Source organism: Algoriphagus sp. TR-M9, from assembly GCF_027594545.1.
GTDB lineage: Bacteria > Bacteroidota > Bacteroidia > Cytophagales > Cyclobacteriaceae > Algoriphagus > Algoriphagus halophytocola.
Genome location: NZ_CP115160.1, coordinates 4,060,967 through 4,078,371 on the forward strand (window position 1 = coordinate 4,060,967; position 17,405 = coordinate 4,078,371).

The following is a 17,405-nucleotide window of genomic DNA, read 5'->3' on the forward strand; positions in this document are numbered from 1 at the left end:
GGTGAAGCAAGAAATAAAAAACATAGTGCTATGAAATCAAGCATGACCCGAAGCGACAAACAGAGGGATGATTATAATTCATGCGAAGATTCCATGTGACCTTAAAAAAAATTATAAACACATGAAATTTCCTTCCATATTCCGTACGGCAGCTCCCATGCGCTTTGATATCAAACCGCGATATTATGACCCCGTGAAGGAGGAAATCGATCAGCGGACTTCGAGAATCAAAAGTGAACTGGAAGCAGAAGGGTTAATCAAATCTGATGCTGAAAGAAGGGAATTAGGCTATGGATCGGGAATTCGTGGATCTTTTGCCCAGCACAAAGGAATCAAAGAGCGTGACGGAGCCAATGTATTCGCTTCCACTGCCATGATCCGTACTTTCATCTTTCTTTTGCTTTTGGGATCAATATTTGGCTATGTTTATTTTGGGCCGATTGTATTTGAATACCTAGCCTATGTTGTGGCTATTGTAGTCGGAATTTACTATTTCTTCAGGCTCAAACCCAAGAAGAAACATGAGTGATATCATCCAACTCCTGCCAGATGCAATCGCAAATCAGATTGCGGCTGGAGAGGTAGTGCAGCGGCCATCATCCGCTTTGAAAGAATTACTGGAAAATGCTGTAGACGCTGGCGCCACTCAAGTACAGGTAATCGTCAAGGACGCAGGCAAGCAGCTCATTCAGGTAGTAGATAATGGGAAAGGAATGTCTGCAACGGACGCTAGGATGAGCTTTGAGCGACATGCTACTTCCAAAATCCGGCAATCCAAAGATTTATTTTCCATCCGGACCTTTGGCTTCCGAGGTGAAGCATTGGCATCTATAGCTGCCGTGGCCCAGGTGGAATTGAAGACGCAGCAAGCAGATTCCGAACTGGGCACACTGATTCAGATCGAAGGGTCTGAGGTTAAAAAACAAGAACCCTGTGCAGGAAATCCTGGAACCTCAGTTTCCATGAAAAACCTGTTTTATAACGTGCCAGCTCGCAGAAATTTCCTGAAATCCAACCCGGTAGAAATGAAGCATATCGTAGAGGAATTTCAGCGCGTAGCCCTTTCTTACCCGGAAATCAGTTTCTCACTTTATCAGCAAGACCTGGAGGTCTATAGCCTCACTTCAGGTAAACTCAGTCAGCGAATCGTGGGCCTATTTGGCAAAAACTACAAAGGCAATCTTGTAGCCTGCGAAGAACTCACGCCACATATCAATGTCAAAGGCTACATCGGCAAACCTGAAAGTGCAAAAAAAACCCGGGGTGAGCAGTTTTTCTTTGTGAATAACCGCTACATCAAAAGCAACTACCTGCACCATGCGGTCAGCTCTGCTTATGAAGGCCTCATCCAGACCGATCAGCATCCCTTCTACGTACTCTTTTTGGACATAGATCCTTCACATATAGACATCAATGTCCACCCGACCAAAACTGAAATTAAATTTGATGATGAGCGTACCATTTACTCTGTGATCAGATCTGCTGTAAAACAGGCTCTGGGAGCGCATCACGTAGTTCCTGCCCTGGATTTCAGCTTTGATGTCAACTTCAGTGAGAAGTGGGACAAGGACCCGGAGAAGAAAGCACAGATAGATCGGGAATATAGCTATAAGTCCTTCAACACCCCTGAGTTCAAAAAAACAGATGCCTCAGGCTGGGAGCGGCTCTTTGAAAATGATCAACAAAAAAACAACATGCCCGACACTCGGGACAGCCAGCAAGAAAGTGAGGTGCTCACCTTCTCTAGCCGGGCAAATCCAGAGGAATCCCTTCCTGCCATTCCCAAACCTGCGGAAGAAGAGCAGGCCGGCACTACCTTTCAGGTGGAATTAAACTACGTAGTGGCCCAGATGTCCACAGGTATGTTGATCATAGATCAGCAAACCGCCCATGAGCGCATCCTGTATGAGCGCTATTTGCGCCAGCTGAAACTAGCCCAAGGAACTTCCCAGCAGTGCCTCTTCCCTCCTACAGTGCAGCTGGGCTCGGCAGACTTTGCCCTGGTGATGGATATTTTGCCAGAATTGCACAACTTAGGCTTTCAGGTATCGGAATTTGGCAAGGACACCATCATCATTCAGGGTGTTCCTGCGGACATTCAGGTGAAAAATGAAAAAGAGCTCTTCGAGGGACTTCTGGAACAATTTAAAAACTTCAAAAACGAGCTTTCACTAGATACCCGTGAAAATCTCGCACGCTCTTTGGCTCGTAAATCCTCCCTCAAAAGAGGGCAAAAATTAAATTCACAAGAAATGGAAACCCTGGTAGGGCAGCTTTTTGCCTGCCAAAATCCAAATTATGGTTTAGGAGGGAACAAAACCTTCGTAAAATTGGATTTAAGCAGTATTCAATCTTTTTTCGGCAAATCACATGTTTAGAAATATCACCCCTATAGTACAAAACCTCCTACTGGCCAATGTGGTGCTCTTCCTGGTAAGCGCATTCATTTTTCCTCAGTTGAGCGAGTGGTTTGCACTTTATTACATTCATAGTCCCTACTTCAAGCCTTTCCAGTTTTTGACCTACATGTTTATGCATGCAGATTTCTGGCACTTGTTCAGCAATATGTTTGGGCTATTGATATTCGGGCCATTGCTGGAGCAGTTTTTGGGACCAAAAAAATTATTGACACTGTGGATGGTCTGTGGCATTGGCTCGGGGATTTTGTATTCAGGTTATACTGCTTACCGCATGAACGATCTGGAAACCAAAGTGGCGGTCTTTCAAAATAACCCTGACCCGGAAACTTTCAACAAACTAGTAGTAGAAAACCGCGGCTTTTTTCAGCGTACAGTCTTTGATTTTGTGGATGATTATAGCCGTAACCCAGATGATCCGCAGAAAATCTCCCAGGCAAAACAGACCTTAGACGCGATCGTGGACATACAAGGAAACGTACCTATGGTAGGAGCTTCCGGTGCCTTGTTTGGGATATTGATCGCCTTTGCCATGCTCTTCCCCAATACGCAGCTATTCCTGCTTTTTCCGCCTATGCCCATCAAAGCAAAATATCTGGTGCTTTTCTACGGCCTATACACGATTTATAACGTATTGGTGAATAACCCGCTGGATAATGTGGCACATTTTGCACATTTGAGTGGATTACTGATAGGCGGGGTGTTAGTTTATCGATGGAAAAAAGACAGAAATAGCTTCTATTAGAAATGTACGGTAACTTTTGGGAAAATCTTCGAAATGCTTTTAAGCATACTGATAATAGCCTCTACAAGCTGATTGCAATCAATATTCTCGTATTCTTTGCCGTCTTGGTGGTACGCGTATTTATGACCATAGGTGGGCTGGGCAACCTGTACGCAGAAGCACTACAGTACTTGATGATGCCGGCTTCACTGTCTAGATTGATCACGCAGCCCTGGAGTATTTTCACTTACATGTTTTTGCACGAAGGGATTTTCCACATCCTCTTCAACATGCTTTTTCTATACTGGTTTGGCCAGCTGGTGCATCAGTTTCTGGGCAGTAGAAAACTCACCAACCTATATATCCTGGGAGGAATGGCAGGGGCAGCCTTCTATGTGCTGATCTATAATCTGGCACCGTATTTCAGTGAATCCATTGACAGTTCCTTGATGCTGGGAGCCAGTGCAGGTGTATTTGCTATAGTGGTGGGGGCAGCTACACTCAGTCCAAATACCACTTTTTTCCTCATTCTCATAGGTCCGGTGAAGATTAAATACATCGCTATGTTTTACGTTTTGCTCTCTTTTGCCAATTCTGCCGGTGCAAATGCAGGAGGAGAACTGGCGCACCTAGGGGGAGCTTTGCTGGGTTACCTCTATATAGTTCAGCTGCGAAGAGGAGTGGATCTGGGCGTACCGGTGCAAAAGGTCGGGATATTTTTCGAAGATCTTTTCTCAGGAAAAAGAAGGCAAAAAGTAAAGGTCAGCTATCGCAAACCTAAGAGCAGTGGTAGTTTTTCCTCCTTTACCAAATCCACTAAGAGCAGTCCCAAACCTGTAGATCCTGCAGAAACCACCCAAGAGGAAATCGATAAAATCCTGGACAAAATCGCTGATCGTGGTTACGAAGCACTGAACAAAGAAGAGAAGCGGAAACTGTTTGAGTTTTCGAAAAAGTGATCCGAAGTATTTATTATCAAGTAGTTAGACATTAGACAGAGTTTAGACGAATCCGGATTCTCGAATCTAAGTTTTACCTTCTTGAATCTTGGTTCTTGGCTCTAATATCTTGATACTTGATACATTAAATCACAGTGGAATCGCCAATCCTACCCTAAATCCAACTTCTCTCGGGTAGGGGCTTTGGAAGCGGAACTCAGTGCTGAGACCTATTCCTTCGGTAATCCTGATATAAGCACCTACGCCCATATTTGCACCTTTTGAGTTCCGTCGCGTACCTGCTCCATCGGGCTGGGTGTCCTGCCAAGTTTGGCTATAGCCTACCATAAAATAGAGTTGCGAAGGGCCATCAGATACATAATACCTCAAGTCGGCACTGAAATTACTCTCCTTGCCTACCTGCGGAAACACAAAAGTGAAACTCGGCATCAGGGCAAATTTGTCCACAAAGAAATATTCTATTCCAGCCCCGGCCCCGAAGTTTTGATAGCGCAAACCATAAGTGCCGTAGCCGTGAAAACGGGCATTTCCCTGATCTTGGGTCTGTGCGATTGACACCGGGGAGATAAGCATAACGCAGCAAAAAATCCAGAAAACTTTTTTCATCAGTACAAGTGTATTTTGGGCAAGAAATTAGGTGGCTTTTAGCTAAGAAACAAATCTTATTCTTCAGTTAAATCTGCTACCTCATTCTTATTCGCCAATTGCCCACAGGCAGCATCTATATCCTGGCCACGGGATTTTCTGACTTTGGCAATGATGCCCTGAGACTCCAAAACCCGCACATACATATCCACAGCCTCTTGTTTGGCTTGACAGAAATCTCCCTCGTCGATGGGATTATATTGGATCAGGTTGACTTTGGAAGGGATGATTTTACAGAATTTTGCGAGCGCTCGGGCATGACGCTCGTCGTCATTGATTCCGTCCCACACCACGTATTCATAGGTTACTTTACGCTTGGTCTTACTGTACCAGTATTTTAGTGCCTCTCCCAATTCCTCCACCGGATTGCTGTCGTTGATAGGCATCAGGAGTGAACGGGTTTCATTGATCGCAGAGTGAAGGGAAACAGCCAGATTGAAGCGGACTTCATCATCTGCCAGTTTGCGGATCATTTTGGTCACTCCCACGGTGGAAACGGTGATTCTCCGGGGTGCCATTCCCAGTCCTTCTGGGGAAGTGATTTTATCGATGGCTTCCAGCACATTGGCATAGTTCAGCAAGGGTTCGCCCATTCCCATAAAAACAATATTGGTGAGTGGACGGTCGAAGTACTTTTCCGCCTCATCCTTGATCGCCACCACCTGATCATAGATCTCATCCGGATTCAGGTTTCTCATACGCTTCAACCGTGCGGTAGCACAAAAATTACAATCCAAACTACAGCCCACCTGGGAAGAAACGCAAGCCGTAATCCGTTTGGTCGTTGGAATCAAGACAGACTCCACAATCTTATTGTCATAAAGCTTCACCGCATTCTTGATGGTACCATCAGAAGAATGCTGCATGAGATCCACGAGAATATGGTTGATCTCAAAATGATTTTTCAGCATTTCTCGGGTGCTCAGTGAGATATTGCTCATCTCATCGAAGTTCTTCAGAGACTTATTCCACAGCCACTCATAGACCTGCTTGGCGCGGAATTTCTTTTCCCCATGTGCCAAAAAGAATTCTTCCAACTGCGCTAGTGATAGCTTACGGATGTCTTTTTTCTGAATTGCTTCCATGCTGCAAAGGTAAGGATTTTCAGGGTAGCAAGAAGCTAGGTGTAAGTATCAAGATTAGAGAGCCAAGATTTAAGAGGTTCTTGAATTCTTTTCGAAAAATAGTTGGTTATTCAATGTGAAATACGGCTCAAGAAAATTGGAATTCTTACTAAATACGGCTCAATTCACGGTAATTTTGAGTCAAAATTGATTCTAAAATGAGCTGATTCGATTACATTTTGATTAGTTAAAATGTTGATTCAAATCAACATGATTTGAATTAAAGCAATTCTCCCCCGCCTTTTCCTTACTTTTGCGGCATGAATTACCTTTCGGTCGATAACCTCAGTAAAGCCTTCGGTGAGCGCAGGCTTTTTTCCAATATCTCTTTTGGCATCTCCCAAGGACAAAAAATCGCCCTGGTCGGCATCAACGGTGCCGGCAAGTCTACGCTCATGAAAATCATCATGGGTCTGGAAATCCCAGATACCGGAAACGTGGCGATCAACCAGCAGGTGAAAGTAGCTTACGTACACCAAAACCCGGTTTTTGAAGGGAGGATGAGCATCTACCAAACCATCTTCGATCAGAGTAATTCGGAGGTTCTTCAGGTGATCGAAGACTATCACAAAGCTATGCTGGAAGCCGAGCGGGGCTTAGATAATTCCGAAAAGATGACCAAGCTTTTTGAGAAAATGGATGCCTTCCAGGCTTGGGATTTCGAATATCAAGTAAAAGAGGTTTTGGGCAAATTGGGTCTTCATGATACTGATCTTCCTGTGGGAACGCTCTCAGGCGGACAGCGCAAGCGGGTAGCTTTGGCAAAAGCCATCTTGGAGAAACCTGATTTGTTGCTGCTCGATGAGCCTACCAACCACTTGGATCTGGAAACCATCGAATGGCTGGAAGACTACTTGGCAAAAGCTAATCTGGCCCTTTTCATGGTAACTCACGATAGATATTTCCTCGAGAAAGTAACCAATGAAATCCTGGAACTTGATCAGGGTAAAGTCCATCGCTACTTAGGCAACTACGGGTATTTCCTGGATAAAAAGGCCGAGCGAATGGAAATCGAGGACATTGAGCTCGAAAAAGCCAAAAGCCTCTACAAAAAGGAACTGGAATGGATTCGCCGTCAGCCAAAAGCCAGAAGCACCAAAGCAAAATACCGCGTGGATGCTTTCGAAGAAACCAAAGAAAAAGCCTCCCAGAAGCGTGAGGAGCGGGATATCCAGTTGACCGTAACTACTCAGCGATTGGGCAATAAGATCATTGAGATCGAAAAAATAAACAAAGCATTTGGTGACAAAACCGTCGTCAATGACTTCTCCTATACCTTCAAAAAGAAAGATAGAGTCGGAATCGTAGGACCAAATGGTGCTGGCAAGACCACTTTTCTGAATATGATCACTGGGCAACTGGCACCTGACTCTGGAAAAGTTTCTATTGGACAGACCACTGCTTTTGGGTATTACAGGCAGGAAGAAAGTAGTTTTGATGAGGAAAAACGTCTGTTGGATATTGTAAAGGAAGTCGCCGAAGTAGTGACCATAGCTGGAGGTGCTACGATTACCGTTTCCCAGTTTTTGACCCAGTTTGGTTTTCCTCCCAAGCAGCAGCACACGCCTATCGCTAAGCTAAGTGGTGGTGAGCGCAGAAGATTGCAACTTTTAATGGTCCTGATCAAGAATCCTAATTTCCTGATTCTCGATGAGCCTACCAATGACCTGGATCTGATGACCTTGAATACGCTGGAGGAGTTTTTGGATACTTTTCCGGGCTGTTTGATCATCGTTTCTCACGACAGGTATTTCATGGATAGATTGGTGGAGCATTTGTTCGTTTTCGAAGGAGAAGGAGAGATCAAGGATTTTCCTGGAAACTATACGGATTTCAGGGAATGGGAAAAAGAAAACAAGAATCAAGAGCCAAGATCCAAGAGTCAAGAGGAAAAGACTCCAGTAGCAAGTAGCAAGTATCAAGAGGAGAAAGCTCCAGAAAAAGTTAAGGCCACCTTTAAGCAAAAGAATGAGTTTAAGGAAGTGAATGCTTCCATTGCCAAATTGGAGAAAGAAAAGGCTGAAATCACTGCTAAAATAGCTGCAGGAATAGCTGATCACGAAGAACTGATCAAGCAATCTAATCGCATCGGAGCAATCGATTCAGAACTGGAAGAATTGGAATTGACTTGGTTGGAATTGAGTGAGTTGGATGGGATAGAGTAGGTGGCTGTTGCTGCGTTTAGTTCAAGTCTTCAGACTTGGACTTTTGATAATGCAGCCTTCAGACTGCCATAGTGTAGGCACAAGTCTGAAGACTTGCGCCATATTTAGGTCGTCATTGCGAACGACGAAGGAGTGAAGCAATCTCTTATTGACTCAGGTATTCAGTAGAAATATGTTGGAACAAACCTGACTTGCTTATAGCACAATTTTTACTTTATCACTTTCATAAGTTGAACTAGGAAAAACCCTAAAACAGCTAGGGCACTAGATATTGCTCCAATTAAAGCATAAATATGTTTGTATTTTGATTTTAATTCTACTGATCCTAAAAATGGTAGACCAGCTCTTTGTAGTCCTGGAATTAATTTGTCATAATTTGAATAATTCATTTTAATGAATTCAAATATCTCATTATCCTTAGTAATTATCCTCACGTGTTTTACAAGACCAAACCGGTCATAATTTTCTTTGAGGTCAAATCCTTTGATGTCTTTCAGGTAAAAATCAAATCGCTGCCCAGACAACCATTTTTTGATATGAAGCCTTTCATCAGTTACTGTTAAAATCTTATTTGAATTGCTGAAAAAAATTCCAAAGGCCAAAAGAGCAAGGATGACTCCAATTAGAATCCAGACGAATTCCATTTCATGTCTAATGAACAGCTTATAAATACTAATAACAATGATAAATCCATAGAACCCCATCAGGCTTAATTCAATGAATGGGAAATTCCTTTTGAGCCTTACCATTACTTTTTCCTTGCTTTTTTTCATTACAAGTTGTCTAAAATCTCATGTGATTAATACTTGCTCTAAAAACCCCGCTGCCCCCTTTAAATTATTTTTCGTTTCCAACCAGACTATGGAATCTAAGGGGAAGTTACACTTTTAGTTCAAGTCTTCAGACTTGGACTTAAGACAATGCAGTCTTCAGACTGCAAAAACATCGCAACCTTACTATGATAGCAGTCTGGAGACTGCATTAATATAGGCACAAGTCAGGAAGACTTGCGCCAAACGGGGCCAAATGGGGCCATATTTAGCTCGTCATTGCGAACGACGAAGGAGTGAAGCAATCTCCCTTCTAGAACGGATTGCTTCGTCGTTCGTACCTCACTTCTCGCAATGACGTTAAAATCTCTTGTCTAACGTCTAGCTACTAGCGTCTAAAACTCAATACAAAAACCCCACTTTCACCCCTCCATACCAATTCCTAGTCGGGGCAGGCTGATAGTATCTTCCGCCAAAAGGATTAAGATCATTGCCTAAGGAATAGCTTTCATTCAGCAAATTGTCCACACCTGCGAAAGCTTCCAATTCCCACTTTCCAGCAAAACTTCTCGCCCAGCCGAATCGGGTATTCACCAAATTGTAAGCATCCTGATAAACTGTATTCGCATCATTTAGTGGGATCTCATCTACGTATTGGTGGGTGAAATTCAGGTAAAAACCTGGGGCAGTTCGAAGATCCAAACGGGAAACTAGCGTATTTGGAGATACTCCGGTCAGGTCATTTCCTGAGAAGTCATTGTCTCCTTGTTGATAATTTGCAAAAGTGAAATAATTCCCCGTAAAGGCGGTACCGATTTTTAGATCTCTGACAAAAGCCGTTTGACTTCGGATTAAAGCATAATCAATCGCTGCTTCTATCCCTTTTTGGTCAGTGGAACCTGCATTTCGGAAAAGTACCACGCCTTGGGGATTAGTGTAAGTGGTGATGGTCTGATCAAGCTTGAAGTAAAAAGCAGTTAGGTCCAAATTCAGCTTTCCTTTTCCCAGTCTATAACCAACTTCATAATTGACCCCTTTTTCAGCTTCTAAGTCAAGATTCAAACTCCCTTCATTTGTCCTTACTTCGTCAATGGTTGGAGGGGAAAAGCCGCTACTGATACTTCCATAAACCCCGGAATAGGTGTTGAATTGGTAATTCACCGCAAACCTTGGAACCACAATGGGGTCAAATTTTCTGGTCTGCAAACCGGTAGTCCCTCCAGAAGCGTCAATCTGCCGATCCACTTCCAAGCTGCTGAAGTTTTCACTTAATGCTATGGTCAGCATCAAATCCTCGCTCAGGTTCCACTCTGCCTGTTGAAATAAAAATCCTTGAGTAGCCCGCAGTTTATCTGCAAAACGTACCGTATCAGCCACTCCGGCTCTATTTCCAAAATTCTGTGCATCCGTCAAACTGCTTTGGTATTCTCCTCCAGCGATGAGTCTCAGGTCTTTTCCGGCTAATTTTCCATCAAAAGTAAATGCCGTTCTTCCTCCATATCCAAAACCCAATTCCTTTTTATAATCTAGGATAAATGGGTTTTCGAAATCATTGGTGTTCAGGTAGAGTGTGGTAGAATTTTTAAACTTTGAGGAAAATCTATACAGGTGCCCGATGGAAGCGAAAACAGATTGCTGGGCAATGGAACTGTTCTGCCCCACAGATCCAGGTCTAGCTTGGGTAGGGTCCTCTGCCAATTGATCGGCATTTAGCCCACCCGGAATCTGATAATCCAGATCAGAAACCAATAGTTGGGTACGGATCTCCTGCTTTGCAGAAACATCGAAGAAGCCTCCCAATTGAAAAACCTGCCTGTCCATCGCGGAGTGCTCCCTATAGCCATCTGATTTTTGGCTTACGTAAGAAGCCTCAAATCCACCATTTCCCACTTGCTGGGAAATTCCCAATCGATAGCGGCTCATCCCAAAATCCCCTGCCATAAAATCTGCAGAAAGCCTTCCTCCCACTGGATTAGCAGGACTGTGTAAATTCACCACTCCGCCATTTCCAGCGCCATAGATACTTCCCGATGGACCTTTAATTACTTCTGCATTTCGGATATTGGATAGATCCAGCAAGTTCAGTGCAGTGGTACCATCCGGGGCTGTAAAGGGAACTTCATTCCAGTACACTTTCACATTTCTGACCCCAAACGGAGCACGTAAGGAACTGCCCCGAATAGAAATCCTATAGCTGGCGGGAGCTCGTTCTTCTATACGAACTCCCGGTTTGGTATTGAATGAGTTGACAATGGAAGTCTCATTGAATCTGCTGAAATCCTGCTCAGTAACCACAGCAATGGAAGAGGATTGCTCAAGAATCGGACGCTCAGACTCAAAAGCCGAAACAGTAACCTCCGAAAGGTTCATGATACGCTTCGCCATCAATAGAGTCAGTTCCTTTCCCGGACCCACTTCTCTGCTCATGGATTCATAGCCTTCCAGTTCGAAGTGCAGGAGTAAGCTTTCTGATGAGGAAATCCTCATCTCTCCCCGTTGATCACTACGGCCCAATAGTTCTCCCCCTGCGCTTGCCCGTACATTAGCCAGGGGTTCTCTGCTGTCTACATCGGCTATCTTCAAAACGATCTGAGCATTTGCCCAGGAGCATAAGAAAAAGAGGAAAAGTGTGAGAATTTTATTCATGAAAGCAAATTAATGGCTTTAATGTGAAGAATGTAAACTGTTTCCACCAAAGGTCATGCTTAATGGCTATTAATCACATACCACTTCCAAAATTCAGGCAAAAGCCCTAATTTTCAGACTTAATATTCCTATGATGAGAAATACACTTTGGTTCGTTTTATTGCTTTCGTTAAGTTTTTGTAGCGAAAAAGCTGCTCCTCCTTCCCCTGTTTTGCCCGTACCGGAACCCCGACAGATCGCTTGGCAAGAGCTAGAGTTCTACGGTTTTGTCCACTTCAACATGAACACCTTCTCGGATAGGGAGTGGGGCTTTGGTGATGAAAAACCCGAGATGTTCAACCCCACCGATCTTCAACCAAGACAATGGGCCCAGGTAGCCGCCGAGGCAGGCATGAAAGGGCTCATCATTACCGCAAAACATCACGATGGCTTTGTGCTTTGGCCTTCTGAATACACCGAGCATTCCATCAAAAACAGCCCCTGGAAAGACGGAAAGGGAGATTTGATCAAAGAACTGGCTGAAGCCTGTGAAGAATATGGACTGAAGTTCGGGATTTATTATTCCCCTTGGGACAGAAATCATCCAGACTATGGCAAGCCGGAATACATTACTTACATGAGAAATCAGCTCACTGAGTTGCTGACAAATTATGGAGATATTTTCGAGGTTTGGTTTGACGGCGCCAATGGAGGTGACGGATACTACGGAGGTGCCAATGAGGTAAGAAAAGTAGACAAGAAAACCTATTACGACTGGCCAAGTGTGCATGCTCTGGTGCGGGAGCTACAGCCTGGTGCGATGATGTTCAGTGATGCAGGCCCTGATGTGCGATGGGTGGGAAATGAGCATGGCTTTGCCTATGAGACCACCTGGTCAAACCTGATGCGCGACTCCGTCTATGCAGGCATGCCGGGCTACCCTGAAAAATATGCCTCCGGGCAGGAAAACGGTACCCATTGGGTACCTGCAGAGTCTGACGTGTCCATACGTCCGGGCTGGTACTATCACAAATACGAAGACCATAAGGTCAAGACACTCCCGGAGTTATTGGAGATTTACTATAAAAGCATTGGCCGCAACAGTTCTCTCCTAATCAATTTCCCTGTTGACACCAGAGGACTAATCCATGAAAATGATGTGGATGCGATAATGAAACTTGCCAACAAGGTCAAGGAGGATTTTGCCAATAATCTGGCTCCCCAGGCCAGCGCTACTGCAAGCGAGGAAAGAGGTACCGGATATGAGGTAGAAAATATTTTAGACGGGGATTATGAAACCTACTGGTCCACATCTGATGGAGGAAAAACCGGGGAAATAAGCCTAGACTTTGGAAATGAAATCACTTTCAACAGACTGCTTTTGCAAGAATACACGCCACTTGGCCAACGGGTGAAAAGCTTTGTTTTGGAAATGAAAAATAAGGACAGCTGGGAGAAAATCGCTGAAGGCACCACAATCGGGTACAAGAGAATTCTCCGCTTCCCAGATGTAACTGCCAGTGCGCTTCGTATCCGCATTACTGATAGCAAGGACATTCCGGTCATCTCTGAGTTAGGGATCTACAATGCACCGAAGCTCATGCTGCCTCCTGCCTATTCCAGAAACAAGGCAGGTGAAATCACCTTGGCAAGACCAGAAACTGGTTTAGAGGTTTATTATACCCTGGATGGATCAGCACCTTCCACCGAAAGCTCACGCTATACAGCTCCTTTTTTGGTGGACAAAGCCAGTACCATCAAAGCGATTTCCGTCAATCCCGAATCCGGAGAAAAAAGTGAAAGCATCACCATAGAAGTGGATTTAGCCAAAGCAAAATGGACAACAGACCAGGAAAATGGCGAGAGACTTATGGACGAAAATCGACACAGCTACCTAACAAGCAACAGCAATAGGGTGACCATTGACCTGGGCGAGGAAGTCAAGCTGACCGGATTCACCTACCTGCCTATGCAGGCAAGATATCCTAGTGGTTTTATCACCAATTACGTTTTCGAGGTGAGCAGCGATGGCAGAAACTTCCAGCAAGTAGCTGCCGGTGAATTTTCTAATATCGTCAACAGCCCAATTGAGCAGCTCATTCATTTTGACGCAGTCAAAGGCAAATTCATCCGTCTTACTGCCACCAAAACAGCAGACGGAAATGCAGCCACTTTCGCAGAAATAGGTGTTTTGACCAAATAATTAAGCCCAAGCCCAATGAAATTTCATTATTCTATAATTTTGGGAGTTTCTATACTGATGGCCTCCTGTGCCAAAAAAGAAGAAACCTCCTCCACCCCTTCCAAACCCAATATCCTGGTGATCCTCACGGATGATCAGGGCACCTTGGACCTGAACAGTTACGGTTCCACCGACCTGGCCACACCCAACTTGGACCGCATAGCAAATTCAGGCGTTCGTTTTACCCAGTTTTATGCGGCTGCTCCGGTCTGTTCACCGTCAAGAGCAGGCTTATTGACCGGCAAATACAATTTCGACGCAGGCTTATTTGGCAATGTAGATATTCCGGATAATGATCCGCAAGGAAAATCAGGCATGCCAACGGAGCAGATCACCATGGCTGAGATGTTCCAATCTGCCGGATATAACACTGCCAATATCGGTAAATGGCACCTGGGACACAGTCCCGATAAGCTCCCTAATGGCCAGGGCTTCGATTATTTCTTTGGGCACCAAAGAGGCTGCATAGATAATTATTCCCATTTCTTTTTTTGGGACGGACCAAACCTTCATGATCTTTACCAAAATGATCAAGAAATCTACCGTCCGGGAGAATTCTTTGGAGACCTGATGGTAGATGAAGTGAAGAATTTTACCCAGTCTTCAGCGGATCCATTTTTCATTTATTGGGCCATCAATATGCCGCATTACCCCTACCAAGGGCGCCCTAGCTGGCTGGAACATTACAAAGATCTACCGAGCCCAAGGAGAGAATATGCGGCTTTTATCTCTACAGTGGATGAGCTGGTCGGAAATGTACTGGATCATTTAGAAGCTACAGGGCAATTAGAAAACACCATCGTCGTTTTCCAATCTGATCATGGACACAGCACAGAGTCCCGTGCTTATTTCGGCGGGGGCAATGCCGGACCTTTCAACGGAGCAAAATTCAGTATGCTTGAAGGAGGAATCAGGGTGCCGGCAATCATTTCTTGGCCCGGAGGAAATCTACCCCAAGGAGCAGTGAGAAACCAGTGGGCAGGAAGTGTGGATTGGTATCCTACATTGGCGGATCTGGCAGAGGTAACAATCCCTAACCCTACAGAGATAAGTGGATTGAGTTTAAGAAATGTGATTTATGACAATGCAGCTTCTCCTCATGAGGTGATGCACTGGGCTACGGGCTTTCCGGAAAATGAAAACAAAGCATGGGCAGTTCGTAAAGGACCTTGGAAACTCCTGGGAAATCCGCGGGATCCAAGCCAAAAGCTGACTTTTACAGAGGAGGACAAACTCTATCTCGTCAACCTGGAACAGGACAGCACGGAATCCAGCAATCTGTCCCAAAAACATCCTGAAGTAGTCTCCGAACTCCTTCAACTCCACGAGGATTGGCTTGCTCCAATCTTGGAAAGTCGATTAAATAATGATGGCAAATAAGCATCAATATGGCTACATTGGCCCTTCGATTGAAAAACCCATTACCTAATCAAACCTATGAATAGAAGAATCGCACTCAGGCACCTGGCGCTGATTTCCGGAGGTCTTGCTTTGATTCCATCCTGTGATTTCAGCTCAGATGATATCCTGGCAGCATACGATAACCTAAAAGTCACCAATTCCCAGAAACAACTTTTGGGTCAACTATCAGACACCATCATTCCTTCCGGTGAGCTCAAAGGCGCATTAGACCTGGAAGTGCAGGACTTTATTCTCGTAATGGTCAATGACTGCATGAAAAAGGAAGATCAAGAGCTTTTTTCACAAGGCCTTGCTGCCTTCCCTGCCTATGCTAAAAAATCTGCTGGGGCTAAATTTGAAAACCTTGAAGCCCGTCAAAAAGAAGACTTGATTCAGAATGGCCTGGAACTAGAAGGCGAGGACAATAGAGCTGTTTCCTACTTTTTGAATACTACCAAAAGATTTACCATGCAAGGCTATATGGCCTCCGAGTACATCCAAACCGAAATCATCCCTTACTCACTTATTCCCGGCAGGTACAATGGTGCCGCTTTGATTTCAGAGACCCAAAAACCGCGCATCAATGGCTAATCTAAACATTCGAAATAAGCAAGAAAGAACCTACCAAGCCATCGTAATCGGATCAGGTGCCAGCGGAGGCTGGGCAGCCAAGGAATTTGGTGATCTAGGCGTGAAAACCTTAGTATTGGAACGTGGAAGAAACGTAGAGCATCTTAAGGATTACCCTACGACCAATATGCTTCCCTATGAGTTCAAACACCGGGGCAGAATGCCACAGGAGGTGATAGATGAAAACCCCATAGTGTCCAAATGCTATGCTTTTGGGGAAGATAGTGAGCACTTTTTCGTCAAAGATGATGAGCAGCCCTATATCCAGGAAAAACCGTTTGATTGGATCAGAGGCTACCAGGTAGGAGGGAAATCCCTGCTTTGGGCCAGACAGGTGCAGCGCTGGTCCGATTATGATTTTGAAGGTCCGGCCAGAGATGGGTTTGCAGTCGACTGGCCGATTCGCTATAAGGACATCGCTCCCTGGTATAGCCATGTGGAGAAGTTTGCAGGCGTTTCAGGAAATAAAGATGGGCTGGATGTATTGCCGGATGGGGAATTTCTACCTGGCTATGACCTAAACATAGTAGAGAAGCACTTTGCACAGAAACTGAAAGAGAATTACGGCAACGAACGCCACATGATCTCGGCCAGATGTGCGCACATCAATGGCCCCCATGAGCAATTTACGGCTCAGGGCCGGGCTTTCTGCCAAAACAGAAACCTTTGCCAGCGAGGCTGTCCATTTGGAGGATATTTCAGCAGTAATTCATCGACTATACCTTGGGCTCTCAAAAGCGGAAATGTAACACTGAGACCTGACTCAGTGGTCCACTCCATCATCTATGATGATGAAAAGGGCAAAGCAACAGGTGTACGTGTAATCGATGCACATACCAAGGAAATGGAGGAATTTTATGCCGACGTGATTTTCCTAAATGCCGCAGCCATCAATTCCAACCTGATACTAATGAACTCCGTGTCTTCCAGATTCCCAAATGGTCTGGGAAATGACAGTGGGGTATTAGGCAAATATTTTGCCTTCCATAACTACCGTGCGCAGGTCAATGCATCCTATGAGGGTTTTATGGAATATACTACCACGGGAGGAAGACCTACTAGCGGCTACATTCCTAGATTCAGAAATGTAAAAAAACAGGAAACTGATTTCCTACGTGGCTACGCCGGTGGTTTCAGCGCTTATCGCGGAAGAGGATACGTAGCAGATGCCCGAGTGGGAATGGATCTGAAAGAAAATATGCTCAATCCTACGCCCCCGGACGGTCCTTGGAGAGTAGGTTCGCACATGATGGGCGAGACTATTCCAAAAGAGAGCAATTTCATCGCCTTGGATAAGGACAAGCTGGATCCTTATGGGCTACCTACAATGAAATTCAATGTCTCCTACGATGACAATGACGAAAAAATGGTCATCGATTATCAGGAGCAGATTTCAGAAATGTTTGAAAAAGCAGGATTCACTGATATCCGGGTCAACGATGACCACAGAACCCCTGGCCTGGACATCCACGAAATGGGCGGGGTACGCATGGGCAAGGACCCAAAAACCTCCATGCTCAATGGAAATCATCAGCTTCACGCTGCGCCAAACGTGTATGTGACGGATGGAGCTTGTATGACTTCTACTTCCACCCAGAACCCTACCTTGACTTATATGGCTTTCGCAGCCAGAGCTGCCCATCATGCCGTTAATGAAAGTAAAAAAGGCTAATTGAGTAGGCATTTGATTGGTAGAGACCCTT

13 protein-coding genes are annotated in these 17,405 nt (G+C 44.8%); 9 read left to right on the forward strand and 4 right to left on the reverse strand.

Going from position 1 to position 17,405, the window contains the following annotated elements:
• Positions 1-121 precede the first annotated feature (121 nt).
• Genes PBT90_RS17370 through PBT90_RS17385 form a run of 4 tightly spaced genes read left to right on the forward strand, consistent with a single transcriptional unit; the run spans position 122 to position 4,100 of the window.
• On the forward strand, positions 122-529 hold the full coding sequence (locus PBT90_RS17370; RefSeq protein WP_264807768.1) for a hypothetical protein: 408 nt from the start codon (positions 122-124) through the stop codon (positions 527-529).
• Complete coding sequence (gene mutL / locus PBT90_RS17375) at positions 522-2,378, forward strand: DNA mismatch repair endonuclease MutL (RefSeq protein ID WP_264807769.1); 1,857 nt, start codon at positions 522-524, stop codon at positions 2,376-2,378. Before PBT90_RS17370 ends, mutL begins: the two co-directional genes overlap by 8 nt.
• Positions 2,371-3,162 (forward strand): rhomboid family intramembrane serine protease, encoded by a 792-nt coding sequence (locus PBT90_RS17380; RefSeq protein WP_264807770.1) that lies wholly within the window; start codon positions 2,371-2,373, stop codon positions 3,160-3,162. The genes mutL and PBT90_RS17380 overlap by 8 nt, the downstream gene beginning before the upstream one ends.
• A gap of 2 nt (positions 3,163-3,164) precedes the next feature.
• Entirely contained in the window at positions 3,165-4,100 is a 936-nt protein-coding gene (locus tag PBT90_RS17385) for a rhomboid family protein (protein ID WP_270130363.1), read from the forward strand.
• Between the two features lie 129 nt (positions 4,101-4,229).
• Here the strand turns inward: PBT90_RS17385 and PBT90_RS17390 are convergent, their stop codons facing one another.
• Together PBT90_RS17390 and rlmN are read right to left on the reverse strand one after the other, a co-directional pair.
• On the reverse strand, positions 4,230-4,706 hold the full coding sequence (locus PBT90_RS17390; RefSeq protein ID WP_270130365.1) for an outer membrane beta-barrel protein: 477 nt from the start codon (positions 4,704-4,706) through the stop codon (positions 4,230-4,232).
• Between the two features lie 56 nt (positions 4,707-4,762).
• Positions 4,763-5,830 (reverse strand): 23S rRNA (adenine(2503)-C(2))-methyltransferase RlmN, encoded by a 1,068-nt coding sequence (rlmN, locus tag PBT90_RS17395; RefSeq protein WP_270130367.1) that lies wholly within the window; start codon positions 5,828-5,830, stop codon positions 4,763-4,765.
• A gap of 299 nt (positions 5,831-6,129) precedes the next feature.
• Between rlmN and PBT90_RS17400 the strand changes: the two genes are divergently transcribed.
• A complete protein-coding gene (locus PBT90_RS17400) occupies positions 6,130-8,034 on the forward strand; it encodes an ABC-F family ATP-binding cassette domain-containing protein (RefSeq protein ID WP_264807774.1) in 1,905 nt (634 codons plus the stop codon).
• Between the two features lie 209 nt (positions 8,035-8,243).
• Here the strand turns inward: PBT90_RS17400 and PBT90_RS17405 are convergent, their stop codons facing one another.
• Both PBT90_RS17405 and PBT90_RS17410 read right to left on the reverse strand, forming a co-directional pair.
• Positions 8,244-8,807: a hypothetical protein gene (locus PBT90_RS17405; RefSeq protein ID WP_264807775.1), complete on the reverse strand. Its 564-nt coding sequence runs from the start codon at positions 8,805-8,807 to the stop codon at positions 8,244-8,246.
• A gap of 399 nt (positions 8,808-9,206) precedes the next feature.
• Entirely contained in the window at positions 9,207-11,450 is a 2,244-nt protein-coding gene (locus PBT90_RS17410) for a TonB-dependent receptor family protein (protein ID WP_264807776.1), read from the reverse strand.
• A gap of 130 nt (positions 11,451-11,580) precedes the next feature.
• Between PBT90_RS17410 and PBT90_RS17415 the strand changes: the two genes are divergently transcribed.
• The 4 genes from PBT90_RS17415 to PBT90_RS17430 are packed head-to-tail and all read left to right on the forward strand — an operon-like array spanning position 11,581 to position 17,374.
• Complete coding sequence (locus tag PBT90_RS17415; protein WP_396127651.1) at positions 11,581-13,632, forward strand: alpha-L-fucosidase; 2,052 nt, start codon at positions 11,581-11,583, stop codon at positions 13,630-13,632.
• Positions 13,633-13,647: 15 nt separating this feature from the next.
• Entirely contained in the window at positions 13,648-15,051 is a 1,404-nt protein-coding gene (locus tag PBT90_RS17420) for a sulfatase-like hydrolase/transferase (RefSeq protein ID WP_264807777.1), read from the forward strand.
• A 57-nt stretch (positions 15,052-15,108) separates the two neighbouring features.
• Positions 15,109-15,663 (forward strand): gluconate 2-dehydrogenase subunit 3 family protein, encoded by a 555-nt coding sequence (locus PBT90_RS17425; RefSeq protein WP_264807778.1) that lies wholly within the window; start codon positions 15,109-15,111, stop codon positions 15,661-15,663.
• The gene (locus tag PBT90_RS17430) at positions 15,656-17,374 is read left to right on the forward strand and encodes a GMC oxidoreductase (protein ID WP_264807779.1); all 1,719 of its coding nucleotides are present in this window, start codon (positions 15,656-15,658) and stop codon (positions 17,372-17,374) included. Before PBT90_RS17425 ends, PBT90_RS17430 begins: the two co-directional genes overlap by 8 nt.
• The last annotated feature ends 31 nt before the right edge of the window (positions 17,375-17,405 follow it).

Excerpts from the sequence above, each read along its gene's own strand:
- PBT90_RS17370 (WP_264807768.1), top strand. The coding sequence starts at position 122 with ATGAAATTTCCTTCCATATTCCGTACGGCAGCTCCCATGCGCTTTGAT.
- mutL (WP_264807769.1), top strand. The coding sequence starts at position 522 with ATGAGTGATATCATCCAACTCCTGCCAGATGCAATCGCAAATCAGATT.
- PBT90_RS17380 (WP_264807770.1), top strand. The coding sequence starts at position 2,371 with ATGTTTAGAAATATCACCCCTATAGTACAAAACCTCCTACTGGCCAAT.
- PBT90_RS17385 (WP_270130363.1), top strand. The coding sequence starts at position 3,165 with ATGTACGGTAACTTTTGGGAAAATCTTCGAAATGCTTTTAAGCATACT.
- PBT90_RS17390 (WP_270130365.1), bottom strand. The coding sequence starts at position 4,706 with ATGAAAAAAGTTTTCTGGATTTTTTGCTGCGTTATGCTTATCTCCCCG.
- rlmN (WP_270130367.1), bottom strand. The coding sequence starts at position 5,830 with ATGGAAGCAATTCAGAAAAAAGACATCCGTAAGCTATCACTAGCGCAG.
- PBT90_RS17400 (WP_264807774.1), top strand. The coding sequence starts at position 6,130 with ATGAATTACCTTTCGGTCGATAACCTCAGTAAAGCCTTCGGTGAGCGC.
- PBT90_RS17405 (WP_264807775.1), bottom strand. The coding sequence starts at position 8,807 with ATGAAAAAAAGCAAGGAAAAAGTAATGGTAAGGCTCAAAAGGAATTTC.
- PBT90_RS17410 (WP_264807776.1), bottom strand. The coding sequence starts at position 11,450 with ATGAATAAAATTCTCACACTTTTCCTCTTTTTCTTATGCTCCTGGGCA.
- PBT90_RS17415 (WP_396127651.1), top strand. The coding sequence starts at position 11,581 with ATGATGAGAAATACACTTTGGTTCGTTTTATTGCTTTCGTTAAGTTTT.
- PBT90_RS17420 (WP_264807777.1), top strand. The coding sequence starts at position 13,648 with ATGAAATTTCATTATTCTATAATTTTGGGAGTTTCTATACTGATGGCC.
- PBT90_RS17425 (WP_264807778.1), top strand. The coding sequence starts at position 15,109 with ATGAATAGAAGAATCGCACTCAGGCACCTGGCGCTGATTTCCGGAGGT.
- PBT90_RS17430 (WP_264807779.1), top strand. The coding sequence starts at position 15,656 with ATGGCTAATCTAAACATTCGAAATAAGCAAGAAAGAACCTACCAAGCC.